The 20167-nt window shown below is 68.3% G+C and carries 23 protein-coding genes and 1 pseudogene; 19 read left to right on the top strand and 5 right to left on the bottom strand.

The genetic code is table 11. From position 1 onward, the window contains the following. Positions 1–178 precede the first annotated feature (178 nt). Genes flgB through GVV77_RS07800 form a run of 12 tightly spaced genes read left to right on the top strand, consistent with a single transcriptional unit; the run spans position 179 to position 10240 of the window. Positions 179–520, top strand: coding sequence for a flagellar basal body rod protein FlgB (gene flgB / locus GVV77_RS07745; protein ID WP_159617569.1), 342 nt, complete (start codon positions 179–181; stop codon positions 518–520). Then, positions 520–912, top strand: a complete 393-nt coding sequence (locus tag GVV77_RS07750; RefSeq protein WP_159617570.1) for a flagellar basal body rod protein FlgC — start codon at positions 520–522, stop codon at positions 910–912. The genes flgB and GVV77_RS07750 overlap by 1 nt, the downstream gene beginning before the upstream one ends. Beyond that, positions 912–1217, top strand: coding sequence for a flagellar hook-basal body complex protein FliE (gene fliE / locus GVV77_RS07755; protein ID WP_159617571.1), 306 nt, complete (start codon positions 912–914; stop codon positions 1215–1217). The genes GVV77_RS07750 and fliE overlap by 1 nt, the downstream gene beginning before the upstream one ends. Then, complete coding sequence (gene fliF, locus GVV77_RS07760) at positions 1217–2836, top strand: flagellar basal-body MS-ring/collar protein FliF (RefSeq protein WP_159617572.1); 1620 nt, start codon at positions 1217–1219, stop codon at positions 2834–2836. Before fliE ends, fliF begins: the two co-directional genes overlap by 1 nt. After that, positions 2833–3852: a flagellar motor switch protein FliG gene (gene fliG / locus GVV77_RS07765; protein WP_120164896.1), complete on the top strand. Its 1020-nt coding sequence runs from the start codon at positions 2833–2835 to the stop codon at positions 3850–3852. Before fliF ends, fliG begins: the two co-directional genes overlap by 4 nt. Further along, entirely contained in the window at positions 3842–4450 is a 609-nt protein-coding gene (locus tag GVV77_RS07770; RefSeq protein ID WP_159617573.1) for a FliH/SctL family protein, read from the top strand. Before fliG ends, GVV77_RS07770 begins: the two co-directional genes overlap by 11 nt. After that, positions 4447–5781, top strand: coding sequence for a FliI/YscN family ATPase (locus GVV77_RS07775; protein ID WP_159617574.1), 1335 nt, complete (start codon positions 4447–4449; stop codon positions 5779–5781). Before GVV77_RS07770 ends, GVV77_RS07775 begins: the two co-directional genes overlap by 4 nt. After that, complete coding sequence (locus GVV77_RS07780) at positions 5778–6209, top strand: hypothetical protein (protein ID WP_159617575.1); 432 nt, start codon at positions 5778–5780, stop codon at positions 6207–6209. Before GVV77_RS07775 ends, GVV77_RS07780 begins: the two co-directional genes overlap by 4 nt. Beyond that, a complete protein-coding gene (locus GVV77_RS07785; protein ID WP_159617576.1) occupies positions 6206–6892 on the top strand; it encodes a C40 family peptidase in 687 nt (228 codons plus the stop codon). The genes GVV77_RS07780 and GVV77_RS07785 overlap by 4 nt, the downstream gene beginning before the upstream one ends. Continuing rightward, positions 6889–8598, top strand: coding sequence for a flagellar hook-length control protein FliK (locus GVV77_RS07790; protein ID WP_159617577.1), 1710 nt, complete (start codon positions 6889–6891; stop codon positions 8596–8598). The genes GVV77_RS07785 and GVV77_RS07790 overlap by 4 nt, the downstream gene beginning before the upstream one ends. 14 nt (positions 8599–8612) lie before the next feature. Continuing rightward, positions 8613–9026: a flagellar hook assembly protein FlgD gene (locus GVV77_RS07795; RefSeq protein WP_246199698.1), complete on the top strand. Its 414-nt coding sequence runs from the start codon at positions 8613–8615 to the stop codon at positions 9024–9026. Positions 9027–9067: 41 nt separating this feature from the next. Next, positions 9068–10240, top strand: a complete 1173-nt coding sequence (locus tag GVV77_RS07800) for a flagellar hook protein FlgE (protein WP_159617578.1) — start codon at positions 9068–9070, stop codon at positions 10238–10240. Between the two features lie 322 nt (positions 10241–10562). Here the strand turns inward: GVV77_RS07800 and GVV77_RS07805 are convergent, their stop codons facing one another. Beyond that, on the bottom strand, positions 10563–10940 hold the full coding sequence (locus tag GVV77_RS07805) for a winged helix-turn-helix transcriptional regulator (RefSeq protein ID WP_159617579.1): 378 nt from the start codon (positions 10938–10940) through the stop codon (positions 10563–10565). 76 nt (positions 10941–11016) lie between these two features. Between GVV77_RS07805 and GVV77_RS07810 the strand changes: the two genes are divergently transcribed. Continuing rightward, positions 11017–11427 (top strand): RidA family protein, encoded by a 411-nt coding sequence (locus tag GVV77_RS07810; protein ID WP_159617580.1) that lies wholly within the window; start codon positions 11017–11019, stop codon positions 11425–11427. Positions 11428–11577: 150 nt separating this feature from the next. Here the strand turns inward: GVV77_RS07810 and GVV77_RS07815 are convergent. Beyond that, positions 11578–11878: pseudogene (locus GVV77_RS07815) on the bottom strand (helix-turn-helix transcriptional regulator). A 65-nt stretch (positions 11879–11943) separates the two neighbouring features. Between GVV77_RS07815 and map the strand changes: the two are divergent. After that, a complete protein-coding gene (gene map, locus GVV77_RS07820) occupies positions 11944–12801 on the top strand; it encodes a type I methionyl aminopeptidase (protein WP_159617581.1) in 858 nt (285 codons plus the stop codon). A 193-nt stretch (positions 12802–12994) separates the two neighbouring features. On the opposite strand, the gene GVV77_RS07825 is transcribed toward map, so the two are convergent. Continuing rightward, complete coding sequence (locus GVV77_RS07825; protein ID WP_159617582.1) at positions 12995–13600, bottom strand: TetR/AcrR family transcriptional regulator; 606 nt, start codon at positions 13598–13600, stop codon at positions 12995–12997. A 137-nt stretch (positions 13601–13737) separates the two neighbouring features. Between GVV77_RS07825 and GVV77_RS07830 the strand changes: the two genes are divergently transcribed. Then, positions 13738–14598 (top strand): enoyl-CoA hydratase/isomerase family protein, encoded by an 861-nt coding sequence (locus GVV77_RS07830; protein WP_159617583.1) that lies wholly within the window; start codon positions 13738–13740, stop codon positions 14596–14598. A gap of 177 nt (positions 14599–14775) precedes the next feature. Continuing rightward, positions 14776–15336 (top strand): TetR/AcrR family transcriptional regulator, encoded by a 561-nt coding sequence (locus GVV77_RS07835; RefSeq protein ID WP_159617584.1) that lies wholly within the window; start codon positions 14776–14778, stop codon positions 15334–15336. On the opposite strand, the gene GVV77_RS07840 is transcribed toward GVV77_RS07835, so the two are convergent. Both GVV77_RS07840 and GVV77_RS07845 read right to left on the bottom strand, forming a co-directional pair. Continuing rightward, positions 15325–16701, bottom strand: a complete 1377-nt coding sequence (locus GVV77_RS07840) for a nuclear transport factor 2 family protein (RefSeq protein ID WP_343033048.1) — start codon at positions 16699–16701, stop codon at positions 15325–15327. The genes GVV77_RS07835 and GVV77_RS07840 overlap by 12 nt on opposite strands. A gap of 73 nt (positions 16702–16774) precedes the next feature. Continuing rightward, on the bottom strand, positions 16775–17833 hold the full coding sequence (locus GVV77_RS07845; RefSeq protein ID WP_159617586.1) for an alpha/beta fold hydrolase: 1059 nt from the start codon (positions 17831–17833) through the stop codon (positions 16775–16777). A gap of 361 nt (positions 17834–18194) precedes the next feature. Here GVV77_RS07845 and GVV77_RS07850 point away from each other — a divergent pair, with 361 nt between their 5' ends. From GVV77_RS07850 to GVV77_RS07860, 3 genes are read left to right on the top strand one after another with little or no spacing between them, the layout of a single operon-like run. Beyond that, positions 18195–18542, top strand: a complete 348-nt coding sequence (locus GVV77_RS07850; RefSeq protein ID WP_159617587.1) for a flagellar FlbD family protein — start codon at positions 18195–18197, stop codon at positions 18540–18542. A gap of 4 nt (positions 18543–18546) precedes the next feature. Next, positions 18547–19353 (top strand): motility protein A, encoded by an 807-nt coding sequence (locus tag GVV77_RS07855; protein WP_159617588.1) that lies wholly within the window; start codon positions 18547–18549, stop codon positions 19351–19353. Continuing rightward, a complete protein-coding gene (locus tag GVV77_RS07860) occupies positions 19350–20153 on the top strand; it encodes an OmpA/MotB family protein (protein ID WP_246199699.1) in 804 nt (267 codons plus the stop codon). Before GVV77_RS07855 ends, GVV77_RS07860 begins: the two co-directional genes overlap by 4 nt. Positions 20154–20167 lie beyond the last annotated feature (14 nt).

Below are 20167 nucleotides of genomic sequence, written 5' to 3' on the forward strand. Positions count from 1 at the left end.
CGGCGCCGTCCAGCGTCAGGGTCCGGGTTCAGCTGCGTCGCTCCCGGGCGGAACCCAGATTCTCTCGGGGAGTTTCCTTACCAATCCGCGGCCGACGCCGATAGATATTGATGAGCAGCCGTTGCTCACCTCCCCAGGCCGTCGACCGGCCTGCACCTCCACCTCAAGGCAGGCCGCCGTGTTCGAATCCATCACCTCTCTGGGACTTCACAGTGCGCTCGACGGGCTGGCGCTGCGCCAAAAGGCCATCGCCAGCAACATCGCCAATGTGAACACCCCCGGCTACACCGCACGCCGCGTCAAGTTCGAAGAGGCCCTGACCGCCTCCGTCCGCGCCGGCAGCGGCGCGGCCCAGAGCGAGATGCAGCGGTCCCTGGAGCCGACGAAGCTGAACGGGAACAACGTGAACCTCGACACCGAAACCCTCTCGAATATCGACACGGTGCTGCGGTACCAGTTCGCGGCACGCGCCGTTGAAGGAACGTTCAACAATGTCCGCACGGCGATGAGGACCCACTGATGACCTTCGACGCGATCGGCATCGCCGGGACCTCCCTCTCCGTGCACCGCAAGTGGCTCGACGCCGTGTCGGACAACCTCGCCAACATCAACACGGCCACCAGCACCGACGGTGCTGCCTTCCAGGCCCGCTACATCGTCGCGCAGGAAGGCGCCGGCGTCGGCGGGGTGTACGTCCGCGGGGCGGAGTGGGGCGACGCCGAGGGGCGCATGGTCCACGAACCCGACCACCCCCTGGCCGACGAGGATGGGTACGTCCGCTACCCCGACATCGACATGGGCGAACAGATGTCGATGCTCATCATGGCCCAGCGCGGCTACGAGGCCAACGCCGCCGTCGTCGACCGCGCCAAAACCACCTACGAAGCCGCACTCCAGATTGGAAGGTCCTGATGGCCCCCGCACCGCTGACCCCCGTCCAGGCGATCACCGCCACGGGCTACGTGCCCGCCACCGCCCCGGCCCCTTCGACCGACGGGTCGGCCTTCGCCTCAGTCCTGACCGCCGCCGTGGACAACGTGCAGGCACTCTCGGGTGCGTCCGACACCCTGTCGCTGAAGGCCGCCAGCGGGAACCTCGACGACATCCACGACGCCACCATCGCCTCGACGCGGGCCGCGGTGTCCCTTGAACTCGTCGCCGCCGTCCGCAACAAGGGCGTCGACGCGTTCAATGAGATCATGCGGATGCAGGCCTGATGGCCTCCCTCCTGCCGGCCTCGATGGCGCGCGTGGCCGGGACGGTTCGGGAATTCTCCCTGGCCCAGAAGACCCTGGCCCTGCTCGGGGTCGCCGTGCTCGTCCTCGGTTCGGTGCTGCTCACCTCCTGGCTCACCAAGCCCGCCTACACCCCCCTGTTCTCGGGGCTCCAGGCGGAGGATGCAAGCATCATCGTGGAGCAGCTGCGCACCGACGGGGTGCCCTACGAAATCACCAGCGGCGGCTCCACCATCCTCGTGCCCGAGGCGAACGTCTACGACCAGCGGCTGAAGGCCGCCTCCGCGGGGCTTCCCTCGGAGTCGACCGGCGGCTACTCACTGCTTGACGACATGGGCGTGACCTCCTCCGAGTTCCAGCAGTCCGTCACCTACAAGCGCGCCCTCGAAGGGGAACTCGCCGCCACCATCGAGGGGATGGAGGGCGTCAAGACCGCCTCCGTGCAGCTGGCCATTCCCGAGGCCACGGTGTTCACCAAGGAAAAGGCCGACCCCACCGCCTCGGTGTTCGTCGAAACCCGCAGCGCCGCCGAACTCAGCGACGACCAGGTGCAGGCCATCGTCCACCTGACCTCGGCCTCCCTCGAGGGGATGCAGGCCAAGAACGTGGCCGTCATCGACTCGCGCGGCACCGTCCTGTCGGCCGTGGGCGTCGGCGCCACCGGCTCCTCCGACAAGCAGGCCTCCAACTATGAACAGCGCGTCTCCGGCGCCGTGCAGGCGATGCTCGACCGGGTGCTCGGCCCGGGCAACGCGTCGGTCGCCGTCGCCGCGGACATGAACAACGAATCCGGGGAGCGGCTCGAGGAAACCTTCACCACCCCCGAGGACGCACCGGCGCTGAACGAGTCCACGACCACCGAGACCTACACCGGGACCGGCGGCGGCGGAGCCGGCGTGCTGGGCCCGGACAACATCGCCGTGCCCGACGGCGGCAACGGCGACGGCACCTTCGACTCCGAAACAAGCACCCGCAACAACGCGCTCAACAAGACGACCGAGACGACGGCGATCCCCGCCGGCTCCCTCAACCGGCAGACCGTCTCGGTGGCCCTTGACGCCGAGGCCGCCCGCGGCCTCGACCTGGCCGCCCTGACCGGGCTGGTGAACACCGCCGCCGGCATCGACGAGGAGCGCGGGGACGCCGTCGCCGTCGAGGTCCTGCCGTTCAATACCGCCGGAGCCGACGAGGCCGCCGCCGCCCTGGCCGAGGCCAAGGCCGCCGAGGAGGACGCCCGGAACGCCGAGCTGCTGCGCACCGGGTTCTACGCCATTGGCGCCGTGCTGCTGGTGCTCATCGTCGTGATCGTCTTCGCCGTGCGGAACCGCCGCCAGCGCCGTGAGCTGATCGATCTGGGCGAGCGGCCGCTCGCGGCGCCGTTCGAGCTTGACCTGCCCGCCGTCACCCCGATCGAGCCGGCGCCCACGACGTCGTCAATCGGCGTGGTGCTGCCGTCGGCCCCGGCCCCGGCCCCGCTGCCGCCGGCCGAACCGGCCGCGGCCGAACTGGCCCGCAACGAGATCGAATCCCTCGCCGCCCGTGACCCGAAGAAGACCGCCGACTACCTGCGTGACCTGATGGACGAAAAGGTCCCGGTATGAGCGAAACGGATATCGACCTCACCGGGATCCAGAAGGCCGCCGTCATCCTGATGCAGATGTCCCAGGAGCGGGCGGTGCAGGTGATGCAGCACTTCACGGAGGCCGAGGCCGAGGACGTCGCCTCGGAGATCGTGAAGCTGCGCTCGGTGAACCCGGACACCGCGGAGAAGGTCATCATCGACTTCCACGAGGTGACGGTCCAGGGCAAGCGGCCTGCCCGGGGCGGGCGGGACTTCGCCGCCGGCCTGCTCCAGGCGTCCTTCGGGCAGGAGAAGGCCGCCGGGCTGATGACCCGGATGGCCTCCACCATGGCCGGGAAGTCCTTCGAGTTCCTCGCCAACGCCGAACCCGGCCAGCTGCTGGGCATCCTCGACGGCGAGCTCCCCCAGACCATCGCCCTCGTGCTCGCCCACCTCCGGCCGGACACGGCGTCGGCGGTGCTGGCGGGCCTGGGCGAGTCCCAGCGCGCCGACGTCGCCCAGTGCCTTGCCACCATGGGCGCGGCGTCCCCGGAGGCGCTCACGATCGTCGCCGACATCCTCAAGCTTCGGGCCGGTGCGATTCTCGCGCCGCGGAAGACCTTCGAGGCCGTCGGCGGCATCCAGCCCCTCGTGGACATCATCAACCGCTCCGACGTCGCCATCGAGAAAGCCCTGCTCCAGGAACTCGAGGAGCGCGACCCGGAACTGGCCGAGGAGGTGCGCTCCCGGATGCTCACCTTCGCCGACATCGTCAAGCTCGAACGCCGCGACATCCAGGCCATCCTGCGCGGCATCGATCCGGCCCTGCTCGCCGTGGCTATGCGCGGGGCCCCCGCCGCCGTCGTCGAGACCATCCAGAAGAACGTGTCCGAGCGCAATAAGGAAATGCTCCAGGCCGAGATGAACGCTACCGGGCCGGTGCGCGCCTCCCAGGTCGAGGAGGCCCGCGCTGACATTGTGCGCGCCATCCGCGCCCTCGAGGCGGAGGGCTCGATCACCGTGCGCCGCGGCGAGGAGGACGACCTTGTCTACTGAGGAAGCCTTCTCCCCTCTCGCCTACCCTTCGCTGCGCGACCCCGAGCGCGAACGCCTCGAGGCCGAAAGCCGAGTCCGCGGCCACGCCGCAGGCTACGCCGCTGGCCTGCGGGAAGCGGCGGCCCATGCCGCCGCGGCAGCGGAGCAGGCCGACGAGGAACGGCTCGCGGCCGCCCGCACGGCCGCCGCGCGCATCGACGCGGCCCTCGGAGTGCTGCGCTCGGCGGCCTCCGCCCTCACCGCAGCCTCCGTTCCGGTGATCGACTCCGTCGAGGACGCCCTCGCCGCCGCGGCGTTCGAGCTGGCCGAGGCCGTGATCGGCTACGAGCTGGCCGACGGCGGGAACTCCACCCGGTCCATCGTGGCCCGGGCGCTGAACGCGCCCCTGCCCTTCGCCGTCCACACCGTGCGGCTCCACCCGGCCGACCTGGCGCGGCTGACCGCGGCCGGGGTGTGCCCGCCGGAGGTGCAGCTGGTCGCCGACCCGGCCCTGGCCGCCGGTGACGCCGTGGCCGAATACCCCGACGGGTTCCTCGACGCCCGCATCAGCACCGCGGTGGCCCGGGTCCGCGCCGCCCTCGCCGGCGGTGCCGCATGAGTACGACGGCGTGGCGGCCGCACGCCGGACGCTTCGCCACCGCCGTCCGCGTGGGCGCCCCGGAACAGGTCGGCACCGTGACCTCCGTCGTCGGGCTCGGCCTCGAGGTGTCGGGGCTCGCCGGGGCCGTCGGGGACCTGCTGACCGTCGGCGACGGCGGCCGGGAAGTCATCACCGAGGTCGTCGCCGCCGAGGGGCCCCGGCTGCGCTGCATGCCGCTCGCCCCGGTCAGCGGCCTCGGCACCGGCCTGCCCGTGCGCGCCGCCACGGCGGCCGTCCTCGTGCCCACCGGTGCCGGGCTCTTCGGCAGGGTGCTCGACGGGCTGGGCCAGCCCATCGACGGCCGCGGCCCGGTGGAGGCCGACGGCTTCGTGGCGCTCGACAAGGAATCCCCCAGCGCCATGGGACGGGCCCGGATCACCGACGTGCTCGCCACCGGCGTGCGCGCGGTCGACACCCTCACCACCATCGGCAAGGGCCAGCGGATGGGCCTGTTCGCCGGCTCCGGCGTCGGCAAGTCCTCGCTGCTGTCGATGATCGCCCGCGGCACCGACGCCGAGGTCTCGGTGATCGCGCTCGTCGGCGAGCGCGGCCGGGAGGTGCGCGAATTCCTCGAGGACGACCTGGGCGCCGAGGGCCTGGCCCGCTCCATCGTCGTCGTCGCAACCTCGGACGAACCCGCCCTAATGCGCCTGCGGGCGGCGTTCACCGCCACCCGCATCGCCGAGTCCTTCCGTGACCGCGGGGCCGACGTCGTCCTGCTGATGGATTCCCTGACCCGGGTGGCCATGGCGCAGCGCGAGATCGGCCTGTCCGTCGGGGAGCCTCCCGCCACCCGCGGCTACCCGCCGTCCACCTTCTCCGTGCTTTCCCGGCTGCTCGAACGCGCCGGCACGGACACCTCGGGCTCGGTCACCGGCATGTACACGGTGCTGGTGGACGGCGACGACCACAACGAACCGATCGCCGACGCCGCACGCTCCATCCTCGACGGTCACCTCGTCCTCGACCGCCGGCTGGCCGTGGCCGGGCACTTCCCCTCGATCGACGTCCTCGGCTCCATCTCCCGCGTCGCCTCGAAGGTCAACCCGAAGGACTACAGCAGCCTCGCCCTGACCCTGCGGAAGGTCCTCGCCGCCCGGCGCCAGGCCCAGGACCTGATCGACGTCGGCGCCTACCGCAGCGGCTCCAACCCGCTCGTCGACGCGGCGCTGGCCCACGAAAACCAGATCAACGCCTTCCTTCAGCAGGGCATGGACGACCAGACGCCGACGGCGGATGCCTGGAACCGACTCGCCCTCCTCGCCCAATCCCTCGGAGGTACTCCATGACCCAGACCTTCCGGCTCGCCGGGCTGCTCCGCCTGCGCCGGCTCGAACAGGACGAGGCCGCCGGCGACCTCGCCGCGGCGAACGCAAGGGTCGCCGAAACCGCCGACCGGCAGGCGAAGGCACGCATCGACCTCGAGACCACCGCGTCGGAGGCCACGGGCCCCGAGACCCTCGCGGCGATCGCCGCATCCCGGGCCGCGGCCCGCACCCTGCTCGCGGATCTTGAGGACCTCGAGCGCACCCGCCGGGAAGCGGCCGAGCAGGCACAGGCCGCCTTTTCGACGGCCCGGGCGCGCTCGATCGGGCTTGAGAAACTCGAGGCAAAGCATTCGGTGCGCGAGGCCGCGGCCGACCTCCGCGCCGAGCAGCTGTTCCTCGATGAGCTCACCTCGTCGGCCCGGCATGCAGCGCGGGGTGCCGGACGATGAGCATGGCCACCGCCCTCGAGCGGATCCAGCAGATCCAGGGCACCCTCGGTACCCTCAATTCCTCAATGGGGACCCCGGCCTCCGCAGAGGCCCCGGGCCGCGCCGGGCAGGCCTCCCCCGCAGCGGCCGCCGAGGCGGCGGCGAACGCCTCGGTGTTCGCTGAGGCGCTGTCGAACGCCGGGGTGACCGCCGGCGGCGCCGGTGCGTCCGCGGTCCCCGGCGTACCCGGCCTCACTGGTCCGGCCGGTCCGGCCGCCCCGGCCGCGGGAGGCGCAGGCGGCGGGTCGGCGTCCTCAGTGGAGGCTGCGGCCCGGAAATACCTGGGCCTGCCCTACATCTGGGGCGGCAACGACCCGGCGGCCGGCCTTGACTGCTCGAGCTTCGTCCAGCACGTCTTCCGGGACCTCGGCTACGAGCTGCCCCGCACCACCTGGGACCAGGTCAACCAGGGCACGCCCGTGGCGTCGATGGCCGAGGCGCGCCCCGGCGACCTGCTGTTCACCTTCAACACCGGGCACGTGTCGATCTACCTGGGCAACGGGAAGGCCGTCGATGCCCCCCAGCCCGGCTCAACCATCCAGATCCGGGACGCCTGGGAGAACGATTCGAACGTCACGGCCATCCGGCGGATCCTGCCCGCCGGTTCCTCCTTCGGTGCGGCGTCCGCCGGAGCCGCAGGATGAGCGGCACGGCGCTGGGCTTGAGCGGGACGGCAGGGGCGTCCGCACCGGCGTCGGCCCCCGCGGCCCGGCCGCGCAGCGGGTCGGGTGCCGGCGAGGCCGGGGCCTTCGCCTCGGCCCTCGGCGAGGCGCTTGCCCGGCCTGCAGGGCGCCCGGGTTCCGCGTCCGACCGCAGCGCCGGGGCCGCCCGTCCCTCGGGCGACCGCAATGCTCAGGCCGACCGCAATGCTCTGGCCGACCGCGATGCCGGGCGTCCGGATCCTGCCGAAGCGCGCCGCCCGGCCGACTTCTCCGCTCCTACCGATTCCCGCACCGGCCCCACCGGAAGCACGACGCCCGGTGAGGCAGGCGTGAGCGGGCCCGGCACTGGCCCGCAAACTTCCGGTGCGGTCGGTCGCACCGCACCGGAAGGTGCACCTGCCGGCGGGGCCGAACCCGCTGACGGCGGTTCCGAGCAGCCATCACAGGACACCGCCGCGTCCACCGAAGGCGCCCCCGCGCTTCCTGCCGATCCGGCTCCGGCCGGCACGGTGTCAGCAGAGGTGGCAGGGGTCGAATTCTGCACACCGGGCCTCGTCACCGCAGGCGGTGGTACCGGTCCGGCGAGGACCACGGCCGCCGGAACCACCGACACCATGCATTCATCGGCCGGCACCCAGGCACCCGGGACGACCGGAGCGGACGCGGACGCGGCACCCTCCGCCAACCGCGTGGTGCCCACAGCGGTACTGCCCGGTACTGGAACGGTGGCCCCCGCCGGAACCGCTCCCGGCTCGGCCGCGGCAGCCGCTTCCGCAACCGCCGTCGCTGGAGCGGCCGCAGGATCCGGGATGCCGACGCCGGCGCCACCGCCCCCGGTGCTGCCCGGGCAGGCACCCGCCACGGCATCCCATGCTGCTGCGTCAGGAGCGGGCACCACTTCCGGTGCACCCGCGGCTCAGCCGTCCGGTGCCCCCGGACCGGTGCCGGCCACGGGCGCGCAGCCGGTCTCCGCAGCCGGCACGGTCGTGGCTCCCGATCCCGCCGCACCGGCCTCCGCCGGTGCGGCGTTCCACCCCGGCCCGGCAGGCAGCGGCGCCGCAGGCACTGCCCCCGGCACGCCCACCTCGGCGGCCCCGGCCCCCGGTGCCCCCGCGCCCGACGGCCTTGCACCGGCCGCCCCCGCGGGAACCGCGCCGCACCTGCAGGGGCCGGCCCCGGGCCTTCAGCCCCCCGCCGGCAGCTTCCAAGCGCCGGCCGTATCTCCAGTTCCGGGCACCGGGCACCCTGCTGCCCCCGCCGCGCCGCCGGCCGCCCTCGCCACCCAGCTGTCCCGGCCGGTGACGGCCCTGGCGGGCAAGGCCCCGGGCGAGCACGTTCTGGTGCTGAAGGTCACCCCCGAGGACCTCGGCCCGGTGACGGTCCGGGCACTCATCGGTGCGGACAGCAGCGTCCGGGTTGAGCTCTTCGCTCCCACCGATGGAGGCAGGGACGCCCTGAAGGCGGTGCTCGCTGAGCTCAAGCGGGACCTGGCCGGCTCCGGCCTGAACGCCAGCCTCGACCTGTCCTCCCGCAACCAGCCCGGCGAACCGGGGGCGGAGGGCTCGCGGCGCGGTCCCGCCCAGCAGCACCCGGGCCGGTCCCCCGCGGGCCGGGACGACGACGCCCCGCAGCCCGACCGCCGCCCCCGCCTTTCCGACGACGCGCCCTCACTGAATGTGATGGCCTGAGAAATGGAGAACTCGTGCCCATCGACCCAGTAGCAGCGCCGGCCCCCGGCGGGATGTACGCCACGGCGCCGTCCCGCGCGCCGCAGCAGCAGATGGACAGCAAGGTCTTCATGACCCTGCTCGTCACGCAGCTGCAGCACCAGGACCCCGGCTCCCCCATGGACACCAACGCCATGATCGGCCAGACCACGCAGCTGGCCATGATGGAGCGGCTCACCGAACTCTCCGCTCAAGGCGAGGAGGCCTTCGGCCTGCAGATGCGCGCGGCCGCGGCCGCGCTCATCGGCAAGAAGGTCAGCTACGCCAAGGAGGACGGCACGGAGGTCACCGGCACCGCGTCCTCGGTGTCCTTCGAAGGCGCCGTCCCCCGCGTCAAGGTCGGTGACGCTACGGTCCCCCTGGACCAAATCTCCGGCATCGTCTCCTAGCACCATCCACCCGCACTCTCCCTCTTTCGGAAGGAAGCACCATGCTCCGCTCACTCTTCTCCGGCATCTCCGGCATGCGTTCCCACCAAACGATGCTCGATGTCACCGGCAACAACATCGCGAACGTCAACACGAACGGCTTCAAGTCCTCCTCCGTGCAGTTCCAGGACACCCTCTCGCAGCTGCAGCAGGCAGCCGGCGGCGGTGACGACAACCGCGGCGGCACCAACCCCGCCCAGATCGGCCTGGGTGTGCAGGTCGCCGGGATCTCGACCAACTTCGCCCAGGGCTCCGCTCAGGCCACCGGCAAGGCAACGGACCTGATGATCTCCGGCGACGGCTTCTTCGTCCTGAACTCCGGCGGCCAGCAGGTCTACAGCCGGGCCGGCTCCTTCGACGCCGACTTCGACGAGCGCGGGCGCCTGGTCACCCCCGACGGCGCCTTCCTCCAGGGCTGGCCTGCCGTCAACGGCGTCGTGCAGAAGGGCGGAGCCGTCAGCAACATCGTCCTGGGTCAGAACACCGCCCCGGCCGTGGCGACCAGCAGCGCGACCATCGACGGCAACCTCCCGGCCGAATCCGCCGTCGGGTCCTCCCTGGTGCGCGACGTCAAGGTCTACGACGCATCGGGCAACGTACGCACCCTGTCCCTGACCTTCACCCGCACCGCCGGTGGCTGGAACGTCAACGGTGCCGACGGCGCCGCGACGGGCACCACCGCCCTCACCTTCACCGACGGCAAGCTCACGGGAGGCGGCGCGCTGACCGTTGGCGGGGTCGACGTCGACCTCACCGGGGTGACCGGGTTCGCGGGCCTGAGCACGGTGAAGGTCTCGGCGCAGGACGGGCGCGCCGCTGGCACCCTCGAGTCCTTCGCCCTGGGCAAGGACGGAAGCATCACCGGCGCGTTCAGCAACGGCAGCCGGATTGTCATCGGCCAGATCGCCCTGGCCACCTTCACCAACCCCGGCGGCCTGGAGAAGGCCGGCGGTTCCACCTTCCGGGCCACCGCCAACTCCGGCAATCCGGCGCTCGGCACGGCCGGCTCGCCGGGATTCGGCACCATCGCCAGTGGCTTCCTCGAGATGTCCAATGTGGACCTGTCGCAGGAGTTCACGAACCTCATCGTGGCCCAGCGCGGTTTCCAGTCCAATGCGCGCGTCATCACCACCTCGGACGAGGTCCTTCAGGAACTGACGAACCTCAAGCGGTAGATTTCCGGAAGAATCGGCTGTCTCCCGAGGAACTACGAGGATGGCTCCACTCCAGGGTTATGTCCGGAGCCCGAGTTGTCTCCTCACAATGGTGCCCCCTACCCCGGCGCAGCCCGCGGGAAGGGGCACCATCTCGATAACCGGCGAGGCGATGACCAAAGACCCCTCCACCGCCCAGGTCGGACAGCGCGCCCAGCCACACCGCAGCGGGAGGCAAGCTGCCCACCGCAGGGGCGGTTTCGCCGCTTCCCAGCCGTGACCGATCGATTCGTCACGCCCGATTTGAGATGGAACGGCGTACTGTCCTTCTCCTGTCTCCGCGTCAGCGGACATCCGCATCGTAGCGGCCGCGCGCCGCCTCAATGCCGGGCAGATGAACCGCCGCCCATTCCAGGATCGTATCGACGGGCGCTCGAAGGGTCTTGCCCAACGCCGTGATGCGGTACTCCACCGCCACCGGCCGGGCGTCGAGAACGACGCGTTCGACAACGCCATTGCGTTCAAGCCGGCGCAGGGTGCCGGTCAACGATTTCTGCGTGACTGCCGGGATGGCCCGGCGCAACTCATTGAAGCGGCAGGGCCGCTCACACAACTCTCCCAGCACCTGCAGCGACCACTTATCGAGCACCTGATCTAGCAGCTCACGATGCGGCGCACTCAGCTCGAAGCGCTCCGTGGGATGGGGATCAGTATCCGACATGAAACCTAGTCTCGTTGAAGTGTCCAAAACATACCAAGTACCTTAAGGATACCAATTCGCACTGAAGGAGATTCCATTGAGCGTTCGCCTGTCATCGCCTAAGGGCATGATGCCCTCAACCCCTTACCACCACGTCGCCGTCGCCACCGGCACCCGCCACGTGCACATCGCCGGTCAGGTTGCCACGAACCAGGACGGAGGACCACAGAATTCAGGCGACCTCGCCGGGCAGGTCGCCTCGGCCCTCCGCAACGTCCACCAAGGCCTGGCCAGCACCGGCGCCACCTTCGATGACGTCGTCCGCCTCACCTTTTACGTGACGGGCTGGGCCCCTGAAAAGATTGATGCCTTCATGGCGGGCATCAACTCCGTCGCAGAGGAACTCGCCCTGCCGTTGCCGATGCCTCCCGCATCATTGATCGGAGTCGAATCCCTCTTCGAACCGGATGTTCTCGTCGAGGTCGAAGCCACCGCCATCCTCGACTGACGTGCGGCGCCTTCGACTCCTGCCGGATTGGCCGGACGGGCAGAGTGCCCCTCAGGACCACACCCTTCGGCTGTCCGGGACATGAGGTGACCATGAAGCCCTGCTTTTGTGTTCCGCTGCGTGCCTCCTGCACCGCCGCGGAGACGGAGCTCAGGAGGCGAGCGGTTCGCGCGCATCGTCCTTACCGGGCCGGGTCCGCACCGCCCTCCGGGCGGTTGATTTCTGCCCACACTGCATCGAGGGACAGCCCGAGAACCTCTGCGATCGCCGCGATTGTCGGAAAAGCGGGAGTCGCTACACGGCCCGACTCGATCTTCCTGAGGGTTTCCGGTGAGACACCCGCAGCCAGGGCCGTGTGGAGCATGGATTGTTCTCCCCTTGCGAGACGCATCAGCGCGCCCAGTCTCTGTCCACGTTCGAGATCTTCGGGAGTAAGCGGCAACCTGACCATGCCGTCGATCCTATCCGGGATACTCTTACCGGTATAGTTATTGGTCACACACGGAAGGTGCACCCATGATCGAGATCCTCACCCCGGCAGAACTATCTCGAGCCAGGGAGACCGGCGCCCTGGTCGCCGACGTCCTGCAGACGCTGCGGCACCGCAGCAGGGTCGGCACGAACCTGCTCGATCTCGACCGGTGGGCCAAGACCATGATCGCCGAGGCGGGAGCGACGTCCTGCTACGTCGACTACGCACCGTCGTTCGGGCGCGGCCCGTTCGGCCACTACATCTGCACGTCGGTCAACGACGCCGTCCTTCATGGGCTGCCGCACAACTACGCGCTGGCCGACGGCGACCTGCTGACCCTGGACCTTGCCATCACCAAAGGCGGAATCGCAGCAGACTCTGCCATCAGCTTCATCGTGGGCGACACGAAGCCTCCGGAAGGCGTCGCCATGATCAACGCAACCGAACGGGCACTCACCGCAGGGATAGCCGCAGCAGGACCAGGGGCCCGCATCGGTGATATCTCACACGCCATCGGTTCGGTCCTCCGCGAGGCGGGATACCCGATCAACACCGAGTTCGGCGGCCATGGCATCGGATCAACCATGCACCAGGACCCGCATGTTGCGAACACCGGCCGGCCGGGCCGCGGCTACACACTGCGCCCGGGGCTGCTGCTCGCACTGGAGCCGTGGGTGATGGCCGACACCGCCACGCTCATCACCGACGCCGACGGGTGGACACTGCGCAGTGCGACAGGCAGCCGGGCGGCGCACAGCGAGCACACCATCGCCATCACCGAGGGCGGCGCAGACATTCTCACCCTGCCGACGCCGGCCGATCGTGATCGTGCAGCGACACCGGCGAGCATGCACACTGGCTCCCCGTCGCCTTCGTCACAGCCAGGCCACGTTGCAGGATGAGGATGTGCTGGTCGGTCGGTCCCGGCATGATTGGTGCCTCAAGCCGTAATTGATCCGGGGATTCTGCCGCCGGGACCGCCCTGGCCGCAGTTCATCGCCGATACCAGCATCCAGCGCCAACGACCCGGCACTTGTGGGCTTCGGGCACCTGCTGACGGTGGTTACAGCACGTTGGCAGCAGCGGCGCAGCCGGTTAACTGGTCTGAACTGCGATGGTGGGATCCAGGGCGCTGAAGGAAGTGTCGATCAGCGTCGAGAGGTCCTTCCGCCCTTCTGATTCCCGCCAGACCGCCAGCGCCGCCGCAAAGCACTCCATCGCCGCCGCTACCCGAACCTGGGTGACAAATAACTCATCCCGTGCGGCATGGGTTTGTTGCAGTGCGCGGACAATATTCGGCCGCCAGTCGAACTGCTTCTCCCGGAACCGGGCGCTGAGTGCTGGTGTCTCGTAGATCAGGTCCAGGAATGCCATGACTTCGCTTGTGTCCCGCCGCAGGAAGTCCACTACCGGATTCAACGCGCGCCGCAGCGCATGCCAGTCATCGTCCGACCGGGCATCGGAGGCCAGGGCTTCGACGATGGTGTCGCCGATCGGATCGAAGAGAAACAGGACGACGTCTTCCTTGTTCGTGAAGTACCGCAGGAACGTGCTTCGCGATACTCCGGTAGCCCCCGCCAGGTCAGCAAAAGTGACCTGATTGAAGCCGGTTGCGCAGAACTCGTTGAACGCAACGCGTGCGAGCTCTGCCCGGACCGCGTGCTTACTGATGGCTCGAACACTGACAGGACTAGGAGGCATGCCTCCATTCTACCCTGTGTTCCATGAATGGAATTCACGCGCTAGAGTGGTACTCAGTGTCACGAATGACGCTGGAGTGCCCATGGTGCGGCATCTCCACCCTTCGGCTGCGTGCGGCCCTTTCGAATCGAGATATTTTGACTTACGACAACCTGCCTGGACTCCACGTTTCCGTCGACGAGGGGATTGCCACGGTGACGATGGACCACCCGCCGCTGAACCTGATGGATGGTGTCCTGCTGCCCTCGCTGCGCGGATTTCTCTACCGGGTGCACGACGACGCCGCTGTCCGGGTCATCGTCTTCCAGTCGGCCGATCCGGAGTTCTTCATCGCTCATGGGGACATGGGCTACCTGACAGATCCCGAGGCCCTTCCAGCGGCCACCAACGCGGCCATCGCGGCCGCACCCGGCTGGGATGTCCCGGAGGGCCTGAACATCCTCCAGGCTTTGAGCGAGGATGTGCGGAACCTGCCCCAGGTAACGATCGGCAAGCTCGCAGGTTTCGCCCGCGGCGCGGGCAATGAGTTCCTGATGAGCCTCGACATGCGGTTCGCGGCGATCGGCAGGTCCGGACAGGCCCAGCCCGAGGTGCAGATGGGCATTCTTCCCGGCGGCGGCGGCACCGTGAATATGACCCGTCTCATCGGCCGCGCCCGAGCCTTGGAACTCATCCTGGGAGCTGAACTTGTCGACGCGGAGCTCGCCGAGCGGTACGGCCTTATCAACCGGGCCCTGCCCGCCGATGCGATCGACGCACACGTTGATGCTCTTGCGCGTCGCATCGCGCAGCTTCGCCCGGAGGTCATCTCTGCAGTTAAAACAACCGTCAACGCCATGGCACCGGCAGTGCCATTGGACGCCTACGCCGTCGAAAACACCTCTCTATACGCAGCATTCGGCGACGAGGTTTTCGAGCTGGCCGATAAACTCCTCGCCGCCGGCGTCCAGACCCGTGACGGCGAACTGGATTACGAGCGCATCTCCAACAGCATCTGAGCATCGACCGGAGCGCAAGACAGCGTGAGAAGGCCCTGCCCATAAGGGCGGGGCCTTCTCACGAGGTCCGCGAAGGGCCGCGAGGGCCTGGGATGCGCGGTGAAGGTCCCATCGGCAGCAGTTCCGAGCTCAAGCAGCGTGGCGGGCACCGCCTCCCACACTTGCTACCCTTCCAGAATGGAAGCCAAGTCGCGTCGATTGTCCACAAGCACCGAACGGCGTGCCGAGATCATCGATGCAGCTCTTGAGGTATTCGGTGTTCGTGGATATTACGGCACGACGACAGCCGCCATCGCCGGAGCAGCCAATCTGTCTGAGGGTTACCTCTACAAGATCTGGCCGAGCAAGGAGGCTCTCTTTGTCGCGGTCCTTGAGGAGGTCAAGCTGCGGTTGAGGGCAGCGATCCTGGAAAGCCTTGAAAGCTTCGAGGCGTCCGGACGCCCGTTCTCGGCAGGTGATGTATTACGAGAACGCGCTGCGCGTACGGGGATTGATCGAAATGCGGCGATGGTCCTGCTTCATGCGACCGCCGCATCCTCGGTGCCGGCGCTTCGTCAGGCCGTGGCTGAATGCTATTCCGACCAGGTCGATTTTCTCCGTCGGCGCCTTGGTGCGACGGACGTAGAAATCCAGCAATATCTTGCCATCGGTCAGCTCATCAACAGTGTCAATGCGTTGGATCCCACCCCGGAAGAAAGGAGCGCCTGGGCCGACAGTCTTCGAGCCTCAGGCGTGTGAGCTGCGGCTCTGTTCCCCCTCCAGGACATCCTGTCGTCCCTCGGCCCAACTCAGAGATGCCGTCATGCTTTGAATTCTCCAACTACCTTCCCGGACCACCATTTCGACTTCCCACTGACCTCCGTTTTTTGTAAGTTCGCCGGTTCCCCCGTCGGTCGGGCGAGCAAGGAGATAAGCCAGTACATTTGCCGAGACGCGGGCAACGTCTCCAGTCACCGACGCTCGAATGCCTCCGAGGACATGCTGCGATGCCTCCAACGGGTCGAGTCGTTCCCGCCAGTTCTTCACGAGTTCGGTTCGGCTGATAATCGAGCTCGTGCCTCGGGCGCGTGAGTAGTCGAGGCTGACTTCCTGTGTGAAGAGAGCTTCGAGGTCCTGCCACCGCCCCCGGTCAACGAGCCACGCCATCGTTGACAGTGCATCACGCGCCGCTTCCCGGTCGGGACCCGCCCCTCCCTGGTCCCGCAATTCATCGGCGTGTGACCTGATGTACTGCTCGAGGTGGTGAGCCGGGCGCCCGAGGATCCGTTCGACGGTGTCTGTGACTCGATCCTCAGCGCCGGCGGCAACGACCCGGTCCAAGGCGGCAAGTTCACGAGCAGGAATGGCGGGAACACCGCTCTCCACCAAAAACGACGCAAAGTCGTCAATATCCAAGGCAAGATGAGAAATCTGGTGCCCTACCTCGCGCGAGATGAGCGAGGCCACCTCACGGAAGCTATGGGTGCTGGGCCCTGTCAGCACAGCATCGCCGGCGGGGAACGCTTCCTCGTCCTCCTGCAGCATCTTCACGGCGACCTCGGCGATGTCATCTGGATCGATGAACGCCACCTTCGCCTCGCCGGTGGCGGAGACAACGACGGCGCGGTCACGAATCGCGCGTGCAAGCGGTGTGGAACCGATCATGTTGGACATGAACCAGGAGGGCCGCAAGACGGCGACTTGTTCGAACTCGGAGCGCACGTACCGCGCGATCTCGATCAGAGGATGCCCGATGGACTCATCATCGGTCGGAAGCGAGGAAGAACTCAGGACAACGACCCGTTTTACCCCGTTTGCCTTCGCGACAGAAGTGAAGGCTTTGACCAGGTCGAGCGCTGCCGGCTCGGCAACGGGAGCAACGAGATAGAGGGCACTGCACCCTTTGCTGGCAGCGGCGTACGTCGTCGGATCCGACCAGTCGAACTTCACGAGATCGCGGTTGCTGCCAGGAGACCTCGTTGCACCCCGAGCCGCTACTCCCGCTCGGAGAAGGAGCCTGAGCACCCGACTCCCCGTCGTACCTGTTGCACCTGTCACAAGAACCGTGCCCGAATCTGCTCCAGAACTACTCATTACTATCTCCTCTTCGTTGCACTGGACCATGTTCTGTCCGCGGGTCTTGAAGAAACACCCAAGGCGGACCGAACGTGGTAAGTGAGTACTTACTCACTCTAGTTCACAGAGGAGCGCCCGAGCAACCAGTCGCAGTTGCCGCGGAGTCGAGGTGGCTCATGATTGCCCTCATCACTCGGGGCATGCCTGGATATGGGAACGGGTGACCAGCGTCTTCCAGCCAGAGACCGTGGGCAGAGGGAATAGCTGCGGCGAGTCGGTGGCCGTGTTCGATCGGCAAGAAGGCATCGGCGGTCCCATGTATCACGAGGGTGGGCGCCGCAATCGTGTTCAAAAGCGGGTATCGGGAGCGCGTTACGGCGACGGCAGCCTGGTGCTGCCTCAGCGCCCGGAGGTTGAGCCCGCCGCGTTCGCGCAGGTCGTAAAGAACGATCCTGGTCCACGCCTCGACGTCGACGGGTTCGTCACTTCCTTGCGCGACCAACCCCGCGAGGACCCCCTTCGCAACATTCGATTCCCCGCCGAGTAGGCGGTACCGGAGCAGAGGAAGACTGGCTAGGGCGGACCGGATCAGCGGCCAGGTCCGGGGTCCGGGCAGCGAGGTGTCGGTTGGGTCCGCGGATGTTGACATGAGGGTGAGGGATAGGACGCGCTCGGGGTGCGCGATTGCAACCTCCTGAGCGACGAAACCTCCGAGGGAGAGTCCAAGCACGTGAACGCGGTCGATGCGAAGTTCGTCGAGCACCGCAATCGCGTCGTTCGCCATCTCGATGAGAGAGTACGGATGCTTTCGGCTCCAGCCCGTCATCCAACTCGACGCGCCGGCGCCACGGTGGTCGTACCTGACCACCCGATATCCGGCCGCCGACATGGCACCGAGGAACGCGGGCGGCCAAAATAGGGAGCCCACTCCGAGGGAGGAGTTGAGCAGTACAACACCCTTCTCGGGCCCAACGGGAGGGATGGACTCGTACCAGATCCGCACCCCTCCGGACCGGGCGTACCCGGATTCCCCGGTGATGACTCCCGTCACCGGGCCAGCGCGGATCCGAGCAACTGTTTTCACGGTGCCGGGCGGCAGAGGAGGTCCTCGCCAAATCAGAAGCGCCGCGAGTCCGGCAACTACCGATCCCGCCGCCGCGAAGACCACCCGCTTCCTCATCGGCTCAGCATAAATGACGCGCACCGCTCACGTACGCTCCCGGAGATGGCACTTTCGGCACCCCGGAGCGGCGCATTCCAGGCCCCGGCTCGGCACCTCCGCGCCGCACGCCAGAGACTCCGCCCGCCGAGACGGCACGTAACCACCCTTCGGCGGCGCGTATGCGTGGAGAGCTGCAGTTTCGGCGGAGGGCGGGGCGCACGCCAGAGACTCCGCACCGCTCCCGCAGGGCCGACCCCTGGATGCGACGGCCGCCGTCCGGCCGGGCCCCTGCACCTTACGAAACCACTTCGGCTGCCGACTGTTACTAAGGAGCAGCCCGCCCGGGCCGCCGACACGAGAACGCGCGGAAACGGAACCCATGATTGTCCTGACCCGGCTGAACGGCACAGACCGGTTCGGCATCAATCCCGATCTCGTGGAGCGCATCCATGCCAGCCCCGACACCACGCTCGTCATGGTCAACGGGATGCGCCACATCGTCGCCGAGTCCCTCGATGAGGTGATCACGCTCGTCGTGGAATTCCGCGCACGGGTCCTCACCTACGCCCACCGCCTGGCCGACGCCGGCGACGCCGCGGGAAGCTTCACCGGGCCGGCGACCGGCACGGAGGCCCGCGCCGAGAGCGGGCGGGAGCCGGCGCACCTGAGCATTGTCCACCCGCACGACGTCCTGCCCGGTCCCGCCGGCCAGCGCCCCAGAAAGTAGCGCCATGGATCCCGCAACCCTGATCGGTCTCCTCCTCGCGTTCGGCTCCCTCTACGCCATGATCTTCATGGAGGGCGCCCACGTCAGCTCCCTGCTGCTGCCCGCCCCGATGATCCTGGTGCTTGGCGCCACCATCGCCATCGGCATCGCCAGCTCGACCATCAAGGATGTCGTCCAGGCGGTGAAGTCCCTGCCCAAGGCGTTCCGCGGCCGGACCGACTCCCCGCAGGACAGCGTTGACCAGATCATCCGGTTCGCGGAGAAGGCCCGCGCCGACGGCCTGCTGGCCCTTGAGGCCGAGGCGGCCGAAACCGACGATCCTTTCATGAAGAACGGCCTGCAGAACATCGCCGACGGCACCGACGGCGAGGACCTGCGCATCCTGCTCGAGGACGAAATCAGCACCCGCCGGAAGGCGAACCACGCCGTCTCCAAGTTCTACAACAGCCTCGGCGGGTACGCCCCGACCGTCGGGATCGTCGGCACGGTCGTGTCTCTGACCCATGTCCTCGAGAACCTCTCCAACCCCGAGGAACTCGGGCACATGATCGCCGCGGCCTTCGTGGCGACCCTGTGGGGCCTGCTCTCGGCCAACTTCATCTGGCTGCCGATCGGTGCGCGCCTCGCCCGGCTGTCCGAGCTCGAGCTCGAACAGATGAACCTCCAGATGGAGGGCCTGCTCGCCGTGCAGGAAGGGGCCCAGCCCATCCTCCTCGGTGAACGGCTCACCGCCATGATTCCTCCCCATAAGCGGGGCGGGAAGCGGAAGGAAGGACCCCCCACCGCCTCCGACCTTGAGGCGGCCGCGTGAGCCGTAGGGGCCCGCGCCGCGGCTACCGCGCGAGCCAGCTCGAGGAGTTCCACGCCGACGAGCGCTGGGCTGTGTCCTACGCCGACATGGTCACCGTGCTGATGTGCCTGTTCATCGTCCTGTTCGCCATGTCCTCGGTGGACGTGGCGAAGTTCGAGAAGCTCAAGAACTCCCTGGCCACCGGCTTCGGCGTCGAGAACGTGGGCAAGGTCGACACCGCCGAGGGCATCGTCCTGCCGCCGGAGCTGGCCGAGGAGGAGGGCGAGGACCTCACCGACCTCGAGCTCGCCATCCAGGAGGTGGACGACCTCGAGGCCATTAAGGAGCGCATCACGGCCGCCCTGACGAAGGAGGGTCTTGAGGACACCGTCCGCTTCACCCTCGACGAACGCGGCCTCACCGTCCGCATGGTCAGCTCGGAGACCTTCTTCAACCCCGACCGGGCGGAACTGACGGACGCCGCCCAGCGGGTGCTCGACGCGACCGCGCCGGAACTGCAGACGACGACGCGGGAGGTCACCGTGGAGGGCCACACCGCCAAGCTCCCCGACGACCGCTACGTCCTCGACTGGGAACTGTCGACCGCGCGTGCGGTCAATGTCGTCCGGCACCTGGTCGAGCAGGGCGGGGTGGAAAGCACCCGCATGGAGGCCAGCGGCTACGGCGAGTCCCGGCCCCTGAACGAGGGCCGCACGGAGGCCGACCTGAGGCTGAACCGCCGGGTCGACATCGTCGTGCTCTCCGACCAGCCGGAGAGCGTCCGGTCCCTGATCCCGGAAGTTGTCGGACAGCGCCCCTGACAGCGGATGTCCGC

Origin of the sequence: Arthrobacter zhaoguopingii (assembly GCF_009828605.1) — a bacterium.
GTDB lineage: Bacteria > Actinomycetota > Actinomycetes > Actinomycetales > Micrococcaceae > Arthrobacter_D > Arthrobacter_D zhaoguopingii.

Bases quoted from the DNA above. Each gene is read 5' to 3' on its own strand.
- GVV77_RS07750 (WP_159617570.1), top strand. From the start codon at position 520: ATGACCTTCGACGCGATCGGCATCGCCGGGACCTCCCTCTCCGTGCAC.
- fliE (WP_159617571.1), top strand. From the start codon at position 912: ATGGCCCCCGCACCGCTGACCCCCGTCCAGGCGATCACCGCCACGGGC.
- fliF (WP_159617572.1), top strand. From the start codon at position 1,217: ATGGCCTCCCTCCTGCCGGCCTCGATGGCGCGCGTGGCCGGGACGGTT.
- fliG (WP_120164896.1), top strand. From the start codon at position 2,833: ATGAGCGAAACGGATATCGACCTCACCGGGATCCAGAAGGCCGCCGTC.
- GVV77_RS07775 (WP_159617574.1), top strand. From the start codon at position 4,447: ATGAGTACGACGGCGTGGCGGCCGCACGCCGGACGCTTCGCCACCGCC.
- GVV77_RS07780 (WP_159617575.1), top strand. From the start codon at position 5,778: ATGACCCAGACCTTCCGGCTCGCCGGGCTGCTCCGCCTGCGCCGGCTC.
- GVV77_RS07785 (WP_159617576.1), top strand. From the start codon at position 6,206: ATGAGCATGGCCACCGCCCTCGAGCGGATCCAGCAGATCCAGGGCACC.
- GVV77_RS07790 (WP_159617577.1), top strand. From the start codon at position 6,889: ATGAGCGGCACGGCGCTGGGCTTGAGCGGGACGGCAGGGGCGTCCGCA.
- GVV77_RS07800 (WP_159617578.1), top strand. From the start codon at position 9,068: ATGCTCCGCTCACTCTTCTCCGGCATCTCCGGCATGCGTTCCCACCAA.
- GVV77_RS07805 (WP_159617579.1), bottom strand. From the start codon at position 10,940: ATGTCGGATACTGATCCCCATCCCACGGAGCGCTTCGAGCTGAGTGCG.
- map (WP_159617581.1), top strand. From the start codon at position 11,944: ATGATCGAGATCCTCACCCCGGCAGAACTATCTCGAGCCAGGGAGACC.
- GVV77_RS07825 (WP_159617582.1), bottom strand. From the start codon at position 13,600: ATGCCTCCTAGTCCTGTCAGTGTTCGAGCCATCAGTAAGCACGCGGTC.
- GVV77_RS07835 (WP_159617584.1), top strand. From the start codon at position 14,776: ATGGAAGCCAAGTCGCGTCGATTGTCCACAAGCACCGAACGGCGTGCC.
- GVV77_RS07840 (WP_343033048.1), bottom strand. From the start codon at position 16,701: ATGGTCCAGTGCAACGAAGAGGAGATAGTAATGAGTAGTTCTGGAGCA.
- GVV77_RS07845 (WP_159617586.1), bottom strand. From the start codon at position 17,833: ATGAGGAAGCGGGTGGTCTTCGCGGCGGCGGGATCGGTAGTTGCCGGA.
- GVV77_RS07850 (WP_159617587.1), top strand. From the start codon at position 18,195: ATGATTGTCCTGACCCGGCTGAACGGCACAGACCGGTTCGGCATCAAT.
- GVV77_RS07855 (WP_159617588.1), top strand. From the start codon at position 18,547: ATGGATCCCGCAACCCTGATCGGTCTCCTCCTCGCGTTCGGCTCCCTC.